The 19,532-nt window shown below is 71.5% G+C and carries 13 protein-coding genes; 11 read left to right on the top strand and 2 right to left on the bottom strand.

Annotated elements, in window-relative coordinates:
• The first annotated feature begins 17 nt into the window (after positions 1-17).
• The 4 genes from ASC56_RS18980 (at position 18) to ASC56_RS18965 (ending at position 7,055) form a co-directional block, all read left to right on the top strand.
• Positions 18-1,544, top strand: a complete 1,527-nt coding sequence (locus tag ASC56_RS18980; RefSeq protein WP_055492656.1) for a DUF4331 domain-containing protein — start codon at positions 18-20, stop codon at positions 1,542-1,544.
• A 664-nt stretch (positions 1,545-2,208) separates the two neighbouring features.
• The gene (locus ASC56_RS18975) at positions 2,209-3,792 is read left to right on the top strand and encodes a tetratricopeptide repeat protein (protein WP_371330204.1); all 1,584 of its coding nucleotides are present in this window, start codon (positions 2,209-2,211) and stop codon (positions 3,790-3,792) included.
• Positions 3,789-5,372 carry a nickel transporter gene (locus ASC56_RS18970; protein WP_055492655.1) on the top strand — a complete coding sequence of 528 codons (1,584 nt, stop codon included), beginning with the start codon at positions 3,789-3,791 and terminating at the stop codon, positions 5,370-5,372. The genes ASC56_RS18975 and ASC56_RS18970 overlap by 4 nt, the downstream gene beginning before the upstream one ends.
• 63 nt (positions 5,373-5,435) lie before the next feature.
• Positions 5,436-7,055, top strand: coding sequence for a serine/threonine-protein kinase (locus ASC56_RS18965; protein ID WP_055492654.1), 1,620 nt, complete (start codon positions 5,436-5,438; stop codon positions 7,053-7,055).
• A 3-nt stretch (positions 7,056-7,058) separates the two neighbouring features.
• Here the strand turns inward: ASC56_RS18965 and ASC56_RS18960 are convergent, their stop codons facing one another.
• Positions 7,059-7,865, bottom strand: a complete 807-nt coding sequence (locus tag ASC56_RS18960; RefSeq protein WP_055492653.1) for an SGNH/GDSL hydrolase family protein — start codon at positions 7,863-7,865, stop codon at positions 7,059-7,061.
• Positions 7,866-8,175: 310 nt separating this feature from the next.
• On the opposite strand from ASC56_RS18960, the gene ASC56_RS18955 reads away from it, so the two are divergent.
• The 7 genes from ASC56_RS18955 (at position 8,176) to ASC56_RS18925 (ending at position 17,971) form a co-directional block, all read left to right on the top strand.
• On the top strand, positions 8,176-9,384 hold the full coding sequence (locus ASC56_RS18955) for a S8 family peptidase (protein ID WP_055492652.1): 1,209 nt from the start codon (positions 8,176-8,178) through the stop codon (positions 9,382-9,384).
• A gap of 415 nt (positions 9,385-9,799) precedes the next feature.
• Complete coding sequence (locus ASC56_RS18950; protein ID WP_371330115.1) at positions 9,800-10,141, top strand: hypothetical protein; 342 nt, start codon at positions 9,800-9,802, stop codon at positions 10,139-10,141.
• A 4-nt stretch (positions 10,142-10,145) separates the two neighbouring features.
• On the top strand, positions 10,146-11,240 hold the full coding sequence (locus tag ASC56_RS18945) for a GNAT family N-acetyltransferase (RefSeq protein ID WP_055492650.1): 1,095 nt from the start codon (positions 10,146-10,148) through the stop codon (positions 11,238-11,240).
• Positions 11,241-11,609: 369 nt separating this feature from the next.
• On the top strand, positions 11,610-12,428 hold the full coding sequence (locus ASC56_RS18940; RefSeq protein ID WP_055492649.1) for a glycosyltransferase family 2 protein: 819 nt from the start codon (positions 11,610-11,612) through the stop codon (positions 12,426-12,428).
• Positions 12,425-13,420, top strand: a complete 996-nt coding sequence (locus tag ASC56_RS18935) for a glycosyltransferase family 2 protein (RefSeq protein ID WP_055492648.1) — start codon at positions 12,425-12,427, stop codon at positions 13,418-13,420. Before ASC56_RS18940 ends, ASC56_RS18935 begins: the two co-directional genes overlap by 4 nt.
• Positions 13,417-14,217, top strand: coding sequence for a polysaccharide deacetylase family protein (locus tag ASC56_RS18930; protein WP_199836027.1), 801 nt, complete (start codon positions 13,417-13,419; stop codon positions 14,215-14,217). Before ASC56_RS18935 ends, ASC56_RS18930 begins: the two co-directional genes overlap by 4 nt.
• The gene (locus tag ASC56_RS18925; RefSeq protein ID WP_055492647.1) at positions 14,210-17,971 is read left to right on the top strand and encodes a lipopolysaccharide biosynthesis protein; all 3,762 of its coding nucleotides are present in this window, start codon (positions 14,210-14,212) and stop codon (positions 17,969-17,971) included. The genes ASC56_RS18930 and ASC56_RS18925 overlap by 8 nt, the downstream gene beginning before the upstream one ends.
• Positions 17,972-18,022: 51 nt before the next feature.
• Here ASC56_RS18925 and ASC56_RS18920 read toward each other — a convergent pair whose 3' ends face one another.
• A complete protein-coding gene (locus tag ASC56_RS18920) occupies positions 18,023-19,444 on the bottom strand; it encodes a xylan 1,4-beta-xylosidase (protein ID WP_055492985.1) in 1,422 nt (473 codons plus the stop codon).
• Positions 19,445-19,532: the final 88 nt, after the last annotated feature.

Below are 19,532 nucleotides of genomic sequence, written 5' to 3'. Positions count from 1 at the left end.
CACTGAGGACGGACGGCATGACACCTATCTCCAGGAGCGGCGTGGGGCGCAGGAGCATCGCGGCCCTCATCTGTGGCGCGCTGGCCGCCGGGGGGCTCGCGGCCGCCGGCGTGTCCGCGCTGGAACCGCGGGCGGCCTCCGCCTCCTCCCACCGGGAGGCCCCGCTGATCTCCGGGCAGCCGCAGTACGACAACACCGACCTGTATGCGTTCGTGAGCCCCGACAAGCCGGACACGACGACGGTCATCGCGAACTTCATCCCCTTCGAGGAGCCCGCGGGCGGGCCGAACTTCTACACCTTCGCGGACGACGCGCAGTACGACATCCACATCGACAGCAACGGTGACGCCCGCAGCGACCTGGTCTTCCGCTACACGTTCAAGACGCACAGGAAGAACGGGAACACCTTCCTGTACAACACCGGCGCGGTCAAAAGCCTCGGCGACCCCAACCTGAACATCACTCAGACCTACAACATCGACCTGCTCAAGCTGCGCGACGAGAAGGTCGTCGCGCGGACGAGGGTCGCGGACAACGTTCCGGTCGCGCCGTCGAACGTCGGCAAGGCGTCGATGCCGGACTACGGGAAGCTGCGCGACCAGGCCGTGTACAAGCTCACGGGCGGCGCGCAGACGTTCGCCGGACAGGCGGAAGACCCCTTCTTCGCGGATCTGCGCGTCTTCGACCTGCTCTACGGCGGGAACCTCTCGGAGGTCGGCAACGACACCCTCAAGGGCTACAACGTCAACTCCCTCGCCCTGCAGGTGCCGAACGACCTGATCCGGCAGTCGAAGTACCAGCCGGTCGTCGGCATCTGGTCGACGGTCCAGCGCAAGGACGCGCACGGCGACTGGACGCAGGTCTCCCGCCTCGGCAACCCGCTCGTCAACGAGGTGGTCAACCCGCAGAAGGACAAGGACAGGTTCAACGCGTCCTCGCCGCGGTACGACGCGCAGTTCCTGAAGAACGTGACCAACCCGGAGGTGCCGAAGCTCATCGAGGCGATCTACAAGATCAAGGCGCCGGCCGAGCCCCGCAACGACCTGGTGGACGTCTTCCTGAAGGGCGTGAAGGGCCTCAACCAGCCGCCGAACGTACGGCCGGCGGAGGAGCTGCGGCTCAACACCTCGATCAAGCCGAGCGCCACGCCGAAGCGGCTCGGTGTGCTCGACGGCGACAACGCGGGCTTCCCGAACGGGCGTCGGCTCACCGACGACGTGATCGACGAGGCGCTGCAGGTGATGGAGGGCTTCCTGGTCGGTCAGAAGACCGGCCTCGGTGACGGGGTCGACGCGAACGACCAGAAGTTCGGGAACTCCTTCCCCTATCTGGCGCAGCCGACCTCGGGCTCGCGCGGTCCGCTGGCGAAGGGCACCGGTAACAACGTACGCAACCAGCTGGGTGACGGGCTGCAGGCGACCGGTGCGAGCGGCCCCGACACCACGCTGATCGCGACATCCGCGGCGGCGGGCGTCGCCGGGGTCCTGCTGATCGGCACCGCGGTGATGTGGTGGCGTCGGCGCACCCGCTACCGGGCGTACTGATCCACCCACCGGACGAGGCCCGCCCACCGGTCTCGTCCCCTCGACCGGCGCGGCCCGTACCTCCCCGTCCCCCACGGCGCGGGCCGCGCCGCCCGACCGTTTCCGCCCAGCACACTGAGGAGAGGGCATGCCCCCGCGTACGAACGAGAGCGCGCCGGAGAGCGGGCACGGCGACCGGCCGAAGGCCGGGCCACCGAGGCCGACGCCCCGCGCGGCGGAGACGATGCCCGAGGAGCACACCACGGGCGTCCGGGAGGGCACCACGAGCGCCGAGGAGCACGGCGTCGACGCCGTCACGGGTTCCGGGGAGCACGGCGTCCGCGCCGTCACGGATTCCCGGGAGCACGGCGTCGACGCCGTCACGGGTTCCGGGGAGCACGGCGTCCGCGCCGTCACGGGTTCCGGGGAGCACGGCGTCCGCGCCGTCACGGATTCCGGGGAGCACGGCGTCCGCGCCGTCACGGGTTCCCGGGAGCACGGCGTCCGCGCCATCACGGATTCCCAGGAGCACGGCGTCCGCGCCATCACGGATTCCCAGGAGCACGGCGTCCGCGCCATCACGGATTCCCAGGAGCACGGCGTCGACGCCGTCACGGATTCCCAGGAGCACGGCGTCCGCGCCGTCACGGATTCCCGGGAGCGCGGCCGGTGCGCCGAGGAGGGCGTGGGTAGCGCCGACGCGAGGCCCACGAGCGTTTCCGAGGAGCCGCCGCGCCGTGAGGGCCCGGCGGCCGCAGGCCCGGCGCGGACCGCCGAGGCGTCCGGCGAGCGCGCCGACCGTACGGCACCGGCTCCCGCCCGCGCCGAAGACTCCGGCACGCGTGACGAGCCGATCGACGACCCGACGCCGAGTTCACCGGCCGAAGCGGCCGGTGGCCGGGGTGAGCGGGTCCTCGCGTTGCGGAGGTTCGCCGCGGCGGGGCGGCGGTGGCGGGCCGCGCGGCTGGGGTTCTGTGTCGCCTCATTGGCCGTCGCGCTCACCGCCGGGGCCGTGGTCGTCGGCGCCGCGCGGGACAACGACACGGCGCCCGTCGCCTCCGCGCCGAGCGGGGTCTCGCCGGAGCTGCTCGCCGGTGGCGACCTCGACACGAGCATCCGGGCCCTGCAGGCTCATCTTCGCGCCCAGCCACGGGACCACGGCAGCTGGGCGACCCTCGGACTGGCGTACGTCGAACAGGCCCGCACCAAGGGTGACCCGTCCCGGTACCCGCAGGCGCAGCGCGCGCTCGACCGTTCCCTCGGGCTCCGCCCGGACGACGACGCCGCGTTCGCCGGCCGGGCCGCTCTCGCCGCGGCCCGCCACGATTTCACCGGCGCCCTGAAGTACGCGGATCTGGCCCTGCGGCAGAACCCGTACAGCGAGCGCGCGCTGTGCTCCCGTATCGACGCGCTGGTCGAACTCGGCCGCTACGCCGACGCCTCCAAGGCCGCGAACCTGGCCGACTCGCGCCACCCCGGCGTCCCCGTCTTCACGCGCTACGCCTACGTCCACGAACTGCGCGGCGACGTGAGGACCGCGCGCCGCGTCCTGGAACAGGCCCTCGCCACGGCCACCGCCCGCGGCGACATCGCGTACGTGGCGACGGCGCTCGCCCAACTCGCCTGGAACCAGGGCGACTACGGGACGGCCCTCACCCACTACGCCCGCGCCCTGGCCGCCGACGACACCTATCTCCCCGCGCTGGAGGGCCGTGCCCGCGCCCAGGCCGCCCAGGGCGACACCGCGGACGCGATCCGCGGTATGGAGCAGGTCGTCGACCGCTATCCGCTCCCCCAGCCCCTCGTGGAGCTCGGCGAGTTGTACGAGGCACGGGGCAAGGAGGGCGATCCGGCCAAGGCCCGCGACCAGTACGCCCTCGTCGACGCCTGGGTCTCGCTCGCCCGCGCCAACGGTGTCGACGCCGACCTGGACACGGCCCTCGCCGCGGCCGACCACGGCGACCACGAGTCCGCGCTGAGGGCCGCCCGAGCCGAGTGGGCACGCCGCCACACCGTGCACACGGCGGACGCCCTCGCCTGGGCCCTGCACGTCAACGGCCATGACCAGGAAGCCCTCCGCTACGCCCGGCAGGCCACGGCCACCGGTTACCGCAACGCCGCGTTCCTGTACCACCGCGGCGTCATCGAGCGAGCCACCGGTCACACCGACGAGGCCCGCGCCTCGCTCACCGCGGCCCTCGGCCTCAACCCCGGCTTCTCACCGCTGGGTGCGCGCGAGGCCCGTACGGCACTGGAGGCGATGAAGTGAACCTCCGTCGCCTCGCCGCCTCCGGCGCGGCCGTCCTCGCGGCGGCCTGCACGCTCGTCCTCGTCCCTTCCGGCCCCGCGAGCGCCCACCCGCTCGGCAACTTCACCGTCAACCGGTACGACGGCCTGGTCGCCGCCCCCGGGCAGCTGCGGATCGACCACCTCGAGGACCTCGCGGAGATCCCGGCCACCCAGGCCAAGCCCGACATCACGAGGCTCGGTCTCACCGAGTGGGCCCGCCGGCGGTGCGCGAAGGCCGCCGAGGGCGGCACGTTCACCGTCGGCGGACACCCGGCCGCGCTCACCGTCGAGTCCGGCCGGGCACGACTGCGCCCCGGCCAGGCGGGGCTGAACACCCTGCGCGTGGAGTGCCGGCTGACCGCACCGCTGCCCACGGGGGAGGCCGTCACCCTCGGCTTCCACAGCGCGGGCGCGGCCACCGGGCCGGGCTGGCGGGAGATCACCGCGCGCGGCGACCGTATGACGCTGACGGCGTCGGACGTGCCGAAGACATCCGTGTCCCGTGAACTGACCAGCTATCCCAAGGAGTTGCTCGCCTCACCGGCCGACACGGTCAAGGCCTCGCTGCGCGTGCGCCCCGGCGGCCCGGCCCTCACCGACGACCGCTCGGACGCGCCGGCCTCCGCGATCCTGCCGCGCGGCGCCGACCGCTGGACCCGGGCGCTGGACGATCTGGTCGCCCGTCACGACCTCACCCCTGGCTTCGCCGCGCTCGCCCTGGTCATCGCGGTCGGACTCGGCGCGATGCACGCGCTCGCCCCGGGCCACGGCAAGACCCTGATGGCGGCGACGGCGGCCGCCCGCGGGGGCCGGGCGAGGCTCCGCGACGTCCTGCCTCTGGCCGCGTCGGTGACGGTCACCCACACCCTGGGCGTGGTCGCCCTGGGCCTGCTGGTCACGGCCGGTTCGGCGGCGGCGCCCTCGGTGATCGCGTGGCTGGGCCTGGCGAGCGGGGTCCTGGTGACTCTGGCGGGCGCGTCCCTCGTACGACGCGCATGGCGCGCCCGGGGGCACACCCACGGGCACCAGCACACCCAGGGGCACGGGCACGAGCACGAGCACGAGCACTCACACCACGACACGGACCACACGCACGACCACGGTCACCCGCGCACCCACGACCACGAACACGACCACGAACACGGCCGTGATCACGACCACGACCACGGCATCCCCCACACCCACGGAGGCCTCACCCACACCCACCCCACCGCCCCCACGCTCCGCGGCACGCTCCTCCTCGGCTTCGCCGGCGGGCTCGTGCCCAGCCCCTCCGCCGTGGTGGTCCTCGTCGGCGCCGCCGCGCTCGGCCAGGCCTGGTTCGGCCTCCTGCTCGTCGTGGCGTACGGCGCCGGGCTCGCCCTGACGCTGACGGCGGCCGGGGTCGCCGTGGTCAAGCTGGGCAGCGGGATGAACCGCGTGCTGGACCGGCGCCCGCGCTGGACCCGCGGCCCGGCGGCGGCGCTGGTACGCAGGACCGCGCCGCTGGGGTCCGCCTTCGTCGTCGTGGTCCTCGGGGCCGGACTGGTGTTCAAGGGGGCGGCATCCGCACTCGGTTGAGCTACTTTTGGGGAGAAATCACGCGGAGTGGATACGTCGCGCGGATGCGAATGGGGGACGCCCGTGTCCGAAGAACCGGGCCGTGAACGTGTGATCGCGGGTCGCTACCGTCTTCTCTCCCCCCTCGGCCAGGGCGGCATGGGGACGGTGTGGCGGGCGCGTGACGAGGTCCTGCACCGGGAGGTGGCCGTCAAGGAGGTGCGCGCCCCGGCCGGGCTTCCCTCGACCGAGGTGCAGCGCATGTACGCCCGGCTGGAGCGCGAGGCCTGGGCGGCGGCCCGGGTGGCGAACCGGAATGTCGTGACGGTCTATGACGTGGCCCAGGAGGACGGCCGCCCCTGGATCGTGATGGAACTGATCCGTGGCATCGCCCTGTCGGACCTGCTGGACGCGGAGGGACCGATCTCCCCGCAGCGGGCCGCGCACATCGGCGCCGAGGTACTGTCCGCCCTGCGCGCCGCACATGCGGCCGGGGTGCTGCACCGCGACGTCAAACCGGGCAACGTCCTGCTGGCGAACGACGGCCGGGTGGTGCTCACGGACTTCGGCATCGCCACGGTCGAGGGCAGTTCGGCGCTGACCATGACCGGCGAGGTCATCGGTTCGCCCGAGTTCCTCGCCCCCGAACGGGCGCTGGGACGCACACCGGGCCCCGAGTCCGACCTGTGGTCGCTCGGCGTGCTGCTGTACGCGGCGGTCGAGGGCAACTCGCCGTTCCGGCAGAACACACCGCTGAACACGCTGCGGGCCGTGGTCGACGAGGAGTTGCCGCCACCGCGCCGGGCCGGGCCGCTGGCCCCCGTGATCGAGGGGCTGCTGCGCAAGGATCCGGCGGAGCGCCTCCCTGCCGAACAGGCAGAGCGGGACCTGCGGATCATCGGAGCGGGCGGCACCCCGCGCACGGGCTCCCCCGCGTACAGCCCGACGGTCACGGCGTACCCCGGCGGACCGTCCACTCCCCCGCTGCCCGCGCCCGCCCCCACCGCCGCGACCCGGCCCGAGTACCCCGCCACCACCGGGCCGGTGCCGCGCAACCGCCGTGCCGTCGTCGTCCTGATCACGGGCCTGGCCGTGCTCGCGCTGGCCTTGGCGGGACTGGCGTACGCGCTGGCGAACCGTGACAACGGCAGCGGCGGCGGCACCAGCACCACGGGCAGCGGGGCCACGCACGGCGGCGGGGCGAGCGGCGGGGCGAGCGGCGGGAGTTCGAGCGGCCCCGGCAGGAGTACCGGAGCGGGCACCACCCCGTCCGGCGGATCGACGGCCGGCGGCGGAAGCGGGGGCGGTCGTCCGTCGAGCCCGCCCGCCCAGTCCGTCCAGGTGACGGTGACGGGTGCGCACACCGACTACGACGGCACCTGTCCGCCGCCGGACGCTCAGGCGCCCACGTTCACGGCGACGTTCACGGTGGGCAGCGTCCCGGTCGAGGTGTCCTACCGCTGGGTCACCAGGACGGGACAGGTGTCGGACCCCGGCTGGAAGACCTTGGCGTTCCCCGCCGGCGGCGGCCGGACCATGCGGCGGCAGGTCGTCGTCACCACGTACGAGGCGGGCGGTTCGGTCCGGAACGAGATCGGTGTGGAGGTACGCGGTCCGGTGCGGGCCACGTCGAACTCCGTGCCGTTCTCCGTGACGTGTGAGACGGAGACCCCGTCGGGCGGGGCCTCCCCCTCCAGTTCGTGACCGTCAGGCCGCGCTGGTCAGCACCGGCAGATAGCCGCCGGACTGGCCGGCCGCGGTCGGGTGGTAGGACTCGCTGATGTTCAGCCAGTTGACGCTGTGCAGCCAGGAGTCGCCGGAGCAGATCTCATGGCCGCTGAACGTGCCGCGGACGTCGCCGAAGGTGAAGCCGTGGTCGGCGGCCCGCTTGGCAACCGCGGCGTCCAGGTAGTCGGCGGCGCCGTTGATCGCGGACCGCTTGGTCTCGGACAGGCCGAGGCAGGTGGTGCCGAGCTGGTAGAACCGGGGATAGCCCAGCACGACCACATGGGCCGACGGGGCCTTGGCGCTGATCGCCGAGTAGACGTTGTCCAGTTGGCCGGGCAGGGTCGAGTCGACGTACGCCTTGGCCGTCGCGATGCGCGAGAGGCAGGCGCTGTCGGACTGGAGCACACAGGTCGTCATGACGTCGGAGAAGCCGGCGTCGTTGCCGCCGATGGTGATGGACACGAGGCTCGTGGCCGAACCGAGAGTGCCGAGCTGGTTGTTGAGGACATCGCCGGTCTTGGCGCCCGAGCAGGCCAGGAAGCTGAACGAGGCGGGTGCGTGGGCGGCCTGCCACAGATACGGGTAGGCCTTCGTGCTGCGGTTGCAGCTGCCGCTCGAGCTGATGTAACTGCCGGCGCCGACGCCGGAGGAGTAGGAGTCGCCGAGGGCCACATAGCCGCCGGCCGCGGCGAGGGGGGACGCCTGCGCCGCGGCGGCACCGGTGAGGGTGAGGCCGACGGCGAGGAGGAGCGAGGTCACGTATGCCGCAAATCGGGAACGTCTCATGGAACCTCCCTTTAGCAGGATCTCTGCCACAACTGTCGTAGCAGCTACGCGTGTTGACAGGAAGTGTCCATGCCAAGACCATTTCGACATTCAACGGGATCAACATCGCAACCGGTACTGGACGATTACGTGCATGTGACAGGTATATGACAGGCCGTCAACACCCTTGAGTCCCAGCGCCTGTTGACCCACCCTTTACTCACCCCTGGGCGCGGAACGCAACGCTCCAGGGTCGTGTGCGCGATGCCGCGCGCACCCCCACAGTCGCGCGCCCCGCCCAGGCGCGCTTGCCCGAGGAGGACTCCCTCGTATGGCACAACCGCGTAGCAGGAAGATCCGCTTCGCCGCCCTCACCGGCGTGGCGACCGCCGCCCTCCTGGGCGGCCTGACCGCACTTCCCGCCCAGGCCGCCCCGGCCGAGGGCACCGTGCTCGCCGCCGGCTCCCCCACCGCGGTCAAGGACAGCTACATCGTCACGCTCAAGAAGAGCGCGGGCTACAAGGCCGCGTCCGGCAAGGGCAGGAGCCTGATCAACCAGTACGGCGGCACGGTGAAGAAGACGTTCGGCAGCGCGCTGAACGGCTACACGGCGAACCTCTCCGCGACCGAGGCCAGAAGACTCGCGGCCGACCCCGCGGTGGCCTCGGTGGAACAGAACCAGACGGTCCACCTGACCGACACCACGCAGTCCAACGCGCCCTGGGGGCTGGACCGCATCGACCAGGCGGCGCTCCCGCTCTCCGGCACGTACACCTACCCGGACTCGGCGGGCAGCGGCGTGACCGCCTACGTCATCGACACCGGCGTCCGCATCACCCACCAGCAGATCAGCGGGCGCGCCTCGTACGGCTACGACGCCGTGGACGGCGACACCATCGCGTCCGACGGCAACGGCCACGGCACCCACGTGGCCACCACCATCGCGGGCTCGACCTACGGCGTCGCCAAGAAGGCGAAGATCGTGGCGGTCCGCGTGCTCGACAACAACGGCTCCGGCACGACGGCCGGCGTCATCGCGGGCATCGACTGGGTGACCGCGAACCACACCAGCCCGGCGGTCGCCAACATGTCGCTGGGCGGCTCCGCTTCCAGCTCGCTGGACACGGCGGTGCGCAACTCCATATCCAGCGGCGTCACCTACGCGGTCGCCGCGGGCAACAGCAGCGCCAACGCCTCCTCCTACTCGCCGGCCCGGGTCACCCAGGCGATCACGGTCGGCGCCACCACCAGCTCGGACGCCAGGGCGAGCTACTCCAACTACGGCTCGGTGCTGGACCTCTTCGCCCCCGGCTCCTCGATCACGGCCGGCTGGAACACCAGTGACACCGCGACCAACACCATCTCGGGCACGTCGATGGCGACCCCGCACGTCGCGGGCGCGGCCGCGGTCTATCTGGCGAACCACCCCTCGGCCACCCCGGCCCAGGTCGCCACGGCCCTGGTGAACGGCGCCACCTCGGGCGTGGTCACCAGCCCGGGGAGCGGCTCGCCGAACAAGCTCCTGCGGATCGTCCCGTAGGACCCGCCCGACCCGAACGACGGTTCCCCGGAGCCGGTACCGCCTCCGGGGAACACATGTTTAGGGGTCCTTGCACTATGCCCGCCCGGGTCGCGTGGTCTGGCACCGCACCTCGCCGCGTTGCCGAAGAGCCCTGGTAGCTCCGCTACAAGGGCTCTTCGGCGCCTTGCGATGCACGGCACCAGACCACGCGACCTCATCGGGCGCTCATAGTGCAAGGACGCCTTAGAGCCGGCCAAGAAGCCGGCCGCACCGCCTCCGCGTCTTGACGGCCCCCTGGTGGCTGCGCGACATTGAAGCCCGGCATCCGGCGCTTCGGGGGGCAAAGTCGCCAATGCAGACCTTAGGCATCAAGCCGCCTTCATCAGGCGGGGACGGGTGGTCGGGGCGGGGTCCGGGGAGGGACCTGTTCCCCGTGCTCGCGGGCGTGGCGGTCGTCGTCGCGGGGGTCGGCGCGATCCTCGCGCTCCTCGACGCCGGCTCGCCGCTGCGCGGCCCGTTCACGCTGTTCTTCCTGCTCGCCGCGCCGGCCACCGCCGTCGGCGCCGCCCTGCGGAGGCTGGATCCCTTCGCCCGCGCGGTGGTGTCCGTCGCGGGAGCGATCGCCATCGACCTGCTCATCGCCCAGGGCATGCTGGCGGTGCACCGGTGGTCGGTCACCGGCGGGATCGTCGCGGTGACCGTGATCAGCTCCCTCGTTCTCCTGCTGGTACCGGTACGACGGCGGCGCCGCCGTACGGCGACAAGACGGGCCTGAAGACGTGGACATCAGCGTGTACCGCCCAGGCGAACTCAGCTCCGCCGACCGGGCAGCGTGGACGGCTTTGCAGTCGAAGGCACATCTGAACGGCTCGCCCGGGCTGGCGAATCCCTTCCTTTCCCCGGAGTTCGCGCTCGCGGTGGGCCGGACGAGACGCGGCGTACGGATCGCGGTCGTCCGTGAGGACGGCGAGCCGGCCGCGTTCTTCCCCTTCCAGAAGACCCACTCCGGTGTCGGCCGGGCCGTCGGCCTCGGCCTCTCCGACAGCCAGGGCCTGGTGCACCGGCCGGGCTTCACCTGGGACGCGCAGGAGCTGTTGCGGGCCTGCGGGCTCGCCGTCTGGGAGTTCGACCACCTGGTGGAAGGGCAGACGCCGTTCGAGGCGGGAGCCTCCGGCACCTTCCCCTCCCCGGTCATGGACGTCGACCAGGGGTACGAGGCGTATCTGAGCCAGTTGCGCACCCAGTCGCCGAAGTTCACCCGCACGACACTGGCCAAGGAGCGCAAGCTCGGGCGCGACGCCGGAGGGGTGCGCTACGTCCATGACGAGCGCGACCTGTCCGCCCTGCGCACGCTGATGGGCTGGAAGTCGGCGCAGTACCGCAGGACGGGGCGCAGCGACCGCTTCGCGCACCCCTGGATCAACCAGCTGGTGCAGCAGCTCTTCCACACCCGCTCGGAGCCGTTCGCGGGGGTGCTGTCGGTCCTCTACGCGGACGGCCGGCCGGTGGCCGCGCACTTCGGCCTGCGCACCGAGCGGGTGCTCGCCTGCTGGTTCCCTGCCTACGACACGGCGTTCGCGAAATACTCGCCCGGGCTGATCCTGCATCTGCGGATGGCCGAGGCCGCCGCCGCCGACGGCATCGCCTATCTGGATCTCGGGCGGGGCCAGAAGGAATACAAGGACTCCCTGAAGACACGGGAACTTTGGGTGTCGGAAGGGTGGGTGACACGTCGTCACCCCATCGCATTCGGACACAGGGCGCGCCGCGCCCCGGTCCGGGCACTGCGTAATGCGGTGCTGTCTCGGCCGGAACTGTTCGAACCGGCCGATCGCATCCTCAAACGGATGGGGAAAATCCGTTCGAGGGATTGAGTTACGGCCATACCAACAGAAAACGAGGGACACGTCCCAGGTCTTGCCATAAAGACGCAATCGTCAATACCGTCGTACATCCACCCGCATCGGTCCATCATCAAGCGGCTCCAGGGGAGGGCTCAGGTACCGCGATGGTTCCGGCGCGGGGCGCGGTAGGGGGGTGCCGTGCTCGGTGACCACATGCGCACCGAGTCGTGCCGCGCGACCGGCTGCCGTCATTGCGGCAGACGGCCAGCTTTGCCAGCTCACCCGGCTTGCACGGAGATCCATTTCGGCATGCCGTGAGTGAGAACCCCCCTTTCGAACCGGACACATTGCCGGACCGCCCAGGGGCGGGCGGTCCACCGGACGAGAGGGACCAGACTCATGAGTTCTGCACTGCGCCCGGCAGTTTCGGGACAAGATCCGTTAATGCCGGGGAAGTACCGGCCCATCTCCTCTCACCTGGCCATTACGCCACCGGTGAGCGTGGTGATTCCCGCCATGAATGAGGCCGAGAATCTCCCCTACGTCTTCAAGACGCTGCCCGGGTGGATTCACGAAGTCGTTCTCGTCGACGGGAATTCCACCGACGACACCGTCCGGGTCGCGCGGGAGCTGTGGCCGGAGGTGAAGGTCGTGGAACAGCGGGGCAAGGGCAAAGGGGATGCCCTGATCACCGGGTTCCAGGCCTGCACCGGCGACATCATCGTGATGGTCGACGCGGACGGCTCGGCGGACGGACACGAGATCGTCAGCTACGTCTCCGCACTGGTGTCCGGCGCCGACTTCGCGAAGGGCTCGCGCTTCGCGAACGGCGGCGGCACCTCCGACATGACGCCGATCCGCAAGCTGGGCAACCGGGTGCTGTGCGCGATCGTCAACGCCAAGTTCGGCGCCCGCTACACCGACCTCTGCTACGGCTACAACGCGTTCTGGCGGCACTGCCTGGAGCAGATCGACCTCGACTGCACGGGCTTCGAGGTGGAGACGCTGATGAACATCCGGGTGGTCAAGGCCGGCCTCAAGGTGCAGGAGATACCCAGCCACGAGTACCTCCGCATCCACGGCGCGAGCAACCTGCGCGCGGTGCGTGACGGGCTGCGGGTGCTGAAGGTGATCCTCAAGGAGCGCTCCAACCGGCGGGCGCTGCGCCGCCGCCCGCGCGTGGTCGCGCTCAACTCGGGCCAGGGAGAGGTGTCTTGAGCGACCCGGACATCTCCGTGGTGATCTGCGTCTACACCGAGGACCGCTGGGAGGACATCCTCGCGGCGGTCGCCTCGGTGCGGACGCAGTCCCGGCCGGCCCGCGAGACGCTGCTGGTCGTGGACCACAACGAGACCCTGCTGGAACGGCTGACCAGGGAGTACAAGGAGGTCGAGGAGGTCCGTGTGCTCGCCAACGCGGGCCCCCGCGGCCTGTCCGCGGGCCGCAACACCGGGATCGCCGCCTCGTGCGGGGAGATCATCGCGTTCCTCGACGACGACGCGGTGGCCGAGCGCGACTGGCTGAGGCACTTCGCTTCGGCGTACGAGGATCCGCGTGTCCTGGCCGTCGGCGGCCGTACGATGCCGGTCTGGGCGTCGGGCCGCCGCCCGGCCTGGTTCCCGGAGGAGTTCGACTGGGTGGTGGGCTGCACGTACAAGGGGCTGCCGCCCGGCCGGGTCCGGGTACGCAACGTCCTCGGGGGCAACGCCTCCTTCCGTCGTACGGCGTTCGAGGTGGCGGGCGGCTTCGCCACCGGCATCGGGCGCGACGGCGACAAGCGTCCGCTGGGCGGCGAGGAGACCGAGCTGTGCATCCGGCTGGCCCGGGCCAGACCCGACGCGGTTGTGCTGATCGACGACCGCGCGGTGATCCACCACCGGGTGCCCGAGCCGCGCGAGCACTTCGCGTACTTCCGCACCCGTACCTACGCCGAGGGCCTGTCCAAGGCGCTGGTGGCCCGCAGCGTCGGCGCCGGCAAGGGACTCGAGTCGGAGCGCCGCTACACCACCCGGGTGCTGCCCGCCGGGGTGGCCCGGGGGCTGCGCGACGCCCTGCTGGCCCGCCCCGGGGGCGCGGGCCGGGCGGGCGCGATCGTGGCCGGGGTGCTCACCGCGGCGGGCGGATACGTCCTCGGAAGCGTCCGGGCGCGCCGGGGCGGCGTCAGCTTCTCGATCGTGGAGATCCCGGACGCAGAGGGGAAGAGCGCATGAGCGAACAGGCCGTGCCCATCCTCATGTACCACTCGGTCGCGACGGAGCCCAACGACGCGACGCGGGACCTGTCGGTGGCGCCCGAGGCCTTCGCCGAGCAGATGGCTCGGCTGGGTGACCTGCGCTTCACGCCGGTCACCACCGCGGATCTGGCGAGGAGCTGGCGGGAGGGCGGTCCGCTGCCCGAGCGGCCCGTCCTGATCACCTTCGACGACGGCTACGAGGGTGTGCACCGGCACGCCCTCCCGGTGCTCGCCGAGCACGGCTTCGCCTCCACGCTGTTCGTCTCGACCGGCTGGATCCGGGGCGCCCACGACACCGGCGGGGGCCTGGACACCATGCTCGACTGGAACCAGGTCCGTGATCTCGCGGGCGCCGGGGCCGAGATCGGCGGCCACAGCCACACGCATCCGCAGCTGGACCAGCTGGACGAGGACACGCTCCGGTTCGAGCTGCGGCGCTGCACGGAGATCGTCGCCGACGAGCTGGGCGGCCGCCCGGTCTCGTTCGCCTACCCGTACGGCTACTCCAGCCGCCGGGTGCGCCGCACGGTGCGCGAGGCGGGCTACCGCCAGTCGCTCGCCGTCGGCAACGGTCTCGCGCGCCGCCGCCAGGGCCCGTACGCGCTGCAACGGGTCACCGTGCGCCGCAGCACCGGTGTCGAGGAGTTCGAGCGGCTCGTCCAGGGCCACGCGATCGCCCGCAACTTCGCCAGGGACCGCGCCCTCACCAAGGGGTACGCCGTGGTCCGAAGAGCACGACAGCTCCGCCGGAAGGCCATCCGTTCCCGTGTCTGACACGACGACCACACCCCAGACCGCACAAGCCACGACCGCGGCGCCCGAACAGGCCGGCCGCCGCCTCCGTCTGCCGCGGAGCGGCGGGGGCGGCGGCGGCAACCAGCTGTTCCGCAACGCCTATGCGCTGATGCTCAACACCGGTATCTCCGCGGTGCTCGGCCTCGGCTACTGGCTGGTGGCGGCCCGCTACTACTCCGACGCCGCGGTCGGCCAGGGCTCGGCCGCGATCGCCGCGATGAAGCTCCTCGCCGGGCTCACCGCGGTGACCCTGACGGGTGCCCTGGCCCGCTTCATCCCGGTCGCGGGACCGACCACCGGACGCTTCATCTTCGGTACGTACGCGGGCAGTTCGGTCGTCGTGGCGCTCGCGGCGGGGGTCTTCCTGCTGACGCTGGACGTATGGGGGCCCTCGTACCGCTTCCTGCACGGGCCGGGCCCGGCGCTCGTCTTCGTGGTGGCCGTCATCGCCTGGAACCTGCTCACCCTCCAGGACGGTGTGCTGACCGGGCTGCGCAGTGCTCCGTGGGTGCCCGTCGGCAACACCGTGTTCTCCGCGGTGAAGCTGGTGCTGCTGGTCGGACTCGCGGCCGCGATTCCCATGATGGGTGTCTTCGTCTCCTGGGTCGCGGCCATCGCCACATCCGTGCTGCCGCTGGGCTGGCTGGTGTTCCGGCGCCTGGCGCCCCGGCACGTGGAGGCGACCCGGGGCCACGCCAAGCCGCCGTCCCTGAAGGAGATCGGACGGTTCCTGGCGGGCGACTACACCGGATCGCTGTTCTCGCTCGCCGTGGTCTACCTGGTACCGGTGATCGTGGCCTCGCAGGTCAGCTCCGCGGACAACGCGTACTTCTACATCACCACCACCATCGGCGGCACGGTCAATCTGCTCGCCATCAACATGGGCGCGTCGCTGACCGTCGAGGGCTCGCACGACCCCGCGCGGCTCGCCGCCAACACCCGGGCCGCGCTCAGGCGCATGGCCCGGATCATGCTGCCGGTGTGCGGACTGCTGTTCCTCGGCGCGCCGCTCATCCTGCACGTCTTCGGCGACGGGTACGCCCACGCGGCGACCCCGCTGCTGCGCTGGTTCGCGGTCGGAGCGCTGCTGCGGGTCGTCATGGAGACGTACTTCGCGGTGCTGCGCGCCCAGAGCCGCACCTTGGGACTGGCGTGTCTCCAGGGCCTGCTGTGCGTCCTGGTGCTCGGGCTGACACTGCTGCTGCTCCCCCGCATGGGACTGACCGGCGCGGGCGTCGCGGAGATCTCCAGCCTGGCGGTCATCGTGTCGATCGCCGCACCGAAGCTGTTCAGGATCGTGCGCGCGGCGCCAGCGAACGCCGTGCCCGAGGACACGGCACCGGACGGGGACCTCGCCGACCTGGGGGCGCGCGAGGTCCCCGCGCCGAGGAGCGGCCCCTCCTGGGCGAAGAAGCTCGACGCCGACACGCTCGCGCTCGGTATCCATGTCGACTTCGACCACGTGGAGCGCCGACCGGACGTACGCCCCGGCCCGGGCACACCGCCCACCGGGACACCCGCGGTGTACGGGGACCTCGACCGGCCGACGCGGGCGCCAGGGCTGCCGCCGCCGAAGGGTGCGGTGGGGCCCCCGGTGGAGGAGCAGGAGCACCGCGCGCCGTCAGGGGCGCGGGACGTGACCTCAGGCGGCTCCGCCGCGCAGGCGCGGCAAGCCACCGGCAGCCCGCAGCCGACTGACGAACCGCACTCGTCCGGCTCTCCCGGCGGAGTGCTTCTGCTCGGCTGTCTGCTCTTGTCCGCGCTGGTCCTGTACTGGGTGCCCGCGCTGGGGCTCGACGACGGGTCCCTCGACCGGATGGGCGGTCTGGGACTGATCTCGGTCCTGCCGCTGCCGACGCTGGCCGGGGCCGCGCTGCTGGTCGTGGTCTTCGCCGCGCTGCTGTGGCGCGGCCGTGAGCACCGGGCGCTGCTGCTGGTGACCCTGGTGGCCACGGTGGTGTCACTGCACGCGCTGCCCGCGGTGATCGAGACCGAGCCACGGTTCGCGACGGCGTGGCAGCACCTCGGGTTCCTCGACTACATCGACCGGACCGGATCGGCCGTACCGGACCTGGACGCGCGCTGGAGCTGGCCCGGCTTCTTCGCCGCGGCCGCGTTCGTCGCCAGGGCCTGCGGGGTCACCGACCTCACCGAGGTCATCCGCTGGTGGCCGCTGACCATCCAGCTCCTCTGTCTGCCGCCCATGTTCCTGCTGGTGCGCTCCCTGCGCGCGAGTTGGCGCGCCAAGTGGACCGGCATCTGGATCTTCGTGCTCAGCGGCTGGGTCGGCCAGGACTACTTCTCCCCGCAGGGTTTCACCTATCTGCTCTACCTGGTGTTCGTGGCGATCCTGCTGGTGTGGTTCCGGGCGCCGCGCGTGATCTGGACGAAGGCACGCCCGGGCGAGGCGGAGGTCGAGCCGACCGACCGCGGGCAGCGGGCCGTCCTGCTGATGGTGCTGATCGGCCTGTACGCGGCGAGCGTCCCGGCCCATCAGCTGACCCCGTTCGTGATGCTGGGCGTGCTCGCGGTGCTCGTCCTGGCCGGCCGCTGTGAACTGCGCGGCCTGCCCGTCCTGTTCGCGGTGCTGGTGGCGTTCTGGGTCGGCTTCATGGCCGAGCCGTACTGGTCCGGGCACTTCAACGAGCTCTTCGGCGGGGTCGGCGGCGTCGGCAGCAATGTGTCGACGTCCGTCTCCGGGCGCATCCAGGGCGGCAACTCCACGCACAAGCTCGTCCTCTACACCCGGGTGCTGCTCGCCGGCGGTGTGATGGCGTTCGCGTGCTGGGGCTGGTGGCGGCGGCGCCACCACCGGTACCGCGAGCGGTCGCTGCTCGTACTCACCTTCGTGCCGTTCCTGGGCTTCGGCCTGCAGTCGTACGGCGGCGAGATGGCGCTGCGCGTCTTCATGTTCGCCCTGCCGGGCGCCGCCCTGCTCGGTGGCCTCGCCCTGTTCCCGCGCACCGGCGTGACGGCCGAGGAGCGGGACAAGGAGCGGGTGAGCCTCGCCCCGCTCGCGGCGCTCATGGCGGGACTGCTGCTGATGGGGGGCTTCCTGGTGGCCCGCTGGGGCAATGAGACGTTCGAGCGGATCCGCCCGGGCGAGGTCGCGGCCATGGACTACGTGTACGCGCACGACGACCCGACCGTACGGCTGCTGTGGATGAGCAACGACACGGTCAACAACGTGACGCCCGCGATGCCGTGGGGCACCAAGGACATGGAGAAGGTGCAGTACGTGCCGACCCTGGCGCCCACCGATCCGGTCCTGGTGTCGGGCCTGGTCAAGTCGCTCAAGGACGCGGGCCCGAACTCGTACCTCATGATCAACCGCAGTCAGGTGACCTACCTCCGGATGGACGTGGGCTACTCGGCGACCTGGGAGTCCCGGCTCATCAGGAACCTGGACGACCGCCAGGAGCTGAAGAAGGTCCTCGCCAACGACGACGTGACCATGTACGCGCTGCGCAAGCAGCCCCCGGGCGAGGTCGCCAAGCCGCATCCGGGGCCGATCGGACCGCGGGTCACCTGGACGCCCTGGTCGGTGGTCGGGGGGCTCGCGGCGGTCGCGCTGGTCCTGATGCTCATGGCGCGCGAGGTGGTACGGGTCGCGGTGCGGCCGGGCGTAGGGCAGTTGCGGTGGCTGCAGAGCAGCTTCTGGTTCTCGCTGCCGCTGCTGGCGGTGTTCATGGCCGCGCTGGTGCAGCGGTTCCTGACCATGGGGAAGGGCTGAGTCCCGCAGGGGGTGACAGGTGAGGTGGCTCGGCGCGGGGCCTGAGGCGGCTCAGCGCTGGAGCCACTTCACCTCGTACGCCCTCATGTCGAACCGCTTGCCGTCGACCTGCGCGCTGATCGGCCGGTTGAGGGTGTTCACCACCAGGACGACCTTGTCACCGGCGAGGACACGGACGTTGGGGACGTCGTCCCGGGCGATCGGGACCGTCCGTGGCGTGGTGCCGGGCGGGAACTCCTTGCCGAAGCGGGAGACCAGGTCGTACATGGGCAGGGCCCGGCCGCCGCCCGGGGTGTCGGTCGGGGTCCACAGACAGCCGGCGCAGCCGGTGCCCTTCCGCTCCTCCGGGTTCCAGTAGAAGCCGGAGGAGGCGCCGCCGCTGACCATGGCGATCATTCCGGCGGCCTGGACGGCGACGCGGTGGTCCTCGGTCCAGCCCTTGCGGTTGTCGTTGCCGTCGGCGGGCTCGACGTAGTACTCGGCCCACCACAGTGGCAGGTCCCGGGTCTGCCGGCGCACCCAGGCGCTCACGGCGGTGAACTTGTCGGTGGCGGCGAACTCGTCGGGCAGCAGATCGTCGTCCTTGGTGTAGCTGGAGCCGTCCACGACGACGAAGTCGGCGCCCGCCTTGTGCTGGTTCCAGTAGGCGAAGGCGTCGAGGACCCGCTGGTCCATGGCGCCCCAGGCGCCGCGCAGGGTTGTGGAGGCGTCCTGCTTCTGACGCGGGTCGACGCTGTCCATGACGAGATACGGACCGCCCACCATGATCTTGTCGTCGACCTGCTTGAGCGCCCCGTAGACCAGGTTGTACAGCTCGGTGTAGCCCTCGTAGTCCCAACGGGCCCTGGAGTCGTTCCAGAAGCCCTTGAACTCGTTCCAGACGATGAAGTGGCGTACGTCCGGGTAGCGCCTGGCGACGGTCGCGGCGAGGGCCGCGAAGTCCTTGTAGTGGTCGGGCGTCGGAGCGGTCTCCAGGGCGGACTGGCTCCAGTCGGTGGCGTCGGTGCCCGCCCTGCCGCCCTTCATCCAGTCCGGGGCGCAGCACAGGGTGACGACCGGGGTGGCGCCGGACGCGCGCATGAAGTCGATACGACGGTCCATCTCGGTGAAGTCGTAACGGCCCTTGGCCGGTTCGGGATTGCCCGCGCCCCAGCCCATGATGTGCTGGTTCTGTGGCAGCGCCGTCCGCGACAGGGCCCCCTCGACGCGTGCGGTGGCGGCGGAGCTTCCCTCGTCGGCGCTGTACTGGGTGTGGGTGAAGCCCCAGCCGACGTCCGGTCTCGTCACCTCGGGCGGGGTGGCGGGCGTGCCGTGCACCGTGCCACCGTCGCGCGTGGTGCCTCTGGTGCTCGCGCCGTTGCCCGGCAGCGTGCTGATCAGGGTCACCACCAGGGCCAGAGCGGCCACTCCCACGCCGAGCAGTGCGGTGAGCCGCCACCGCCGTGCCCACGAATCCCACCCATGACGTCCCATCATGGGCCACAGTAACGGCGGAAATCACCCGAAGGACAGATTCCGTCATACGACGGCCCGGTAACACGACGGACCGGATGGAACAGGA

This window comes from Streptomyces sp. TP-A0356, assembly GCF_001417775.1.
In the GTDB taxonomy this organism is placed as follows: Bacteria; Actinomycetota; Actinomycetes; order Streptomycetales; family Streptomycetaceae; genus Streptomyces.
The sequence above is the reverse complement of the archived record's forward strand: the minus strand, read 5'-3'. Positions and strand labels throughout refer to the sequence as shown.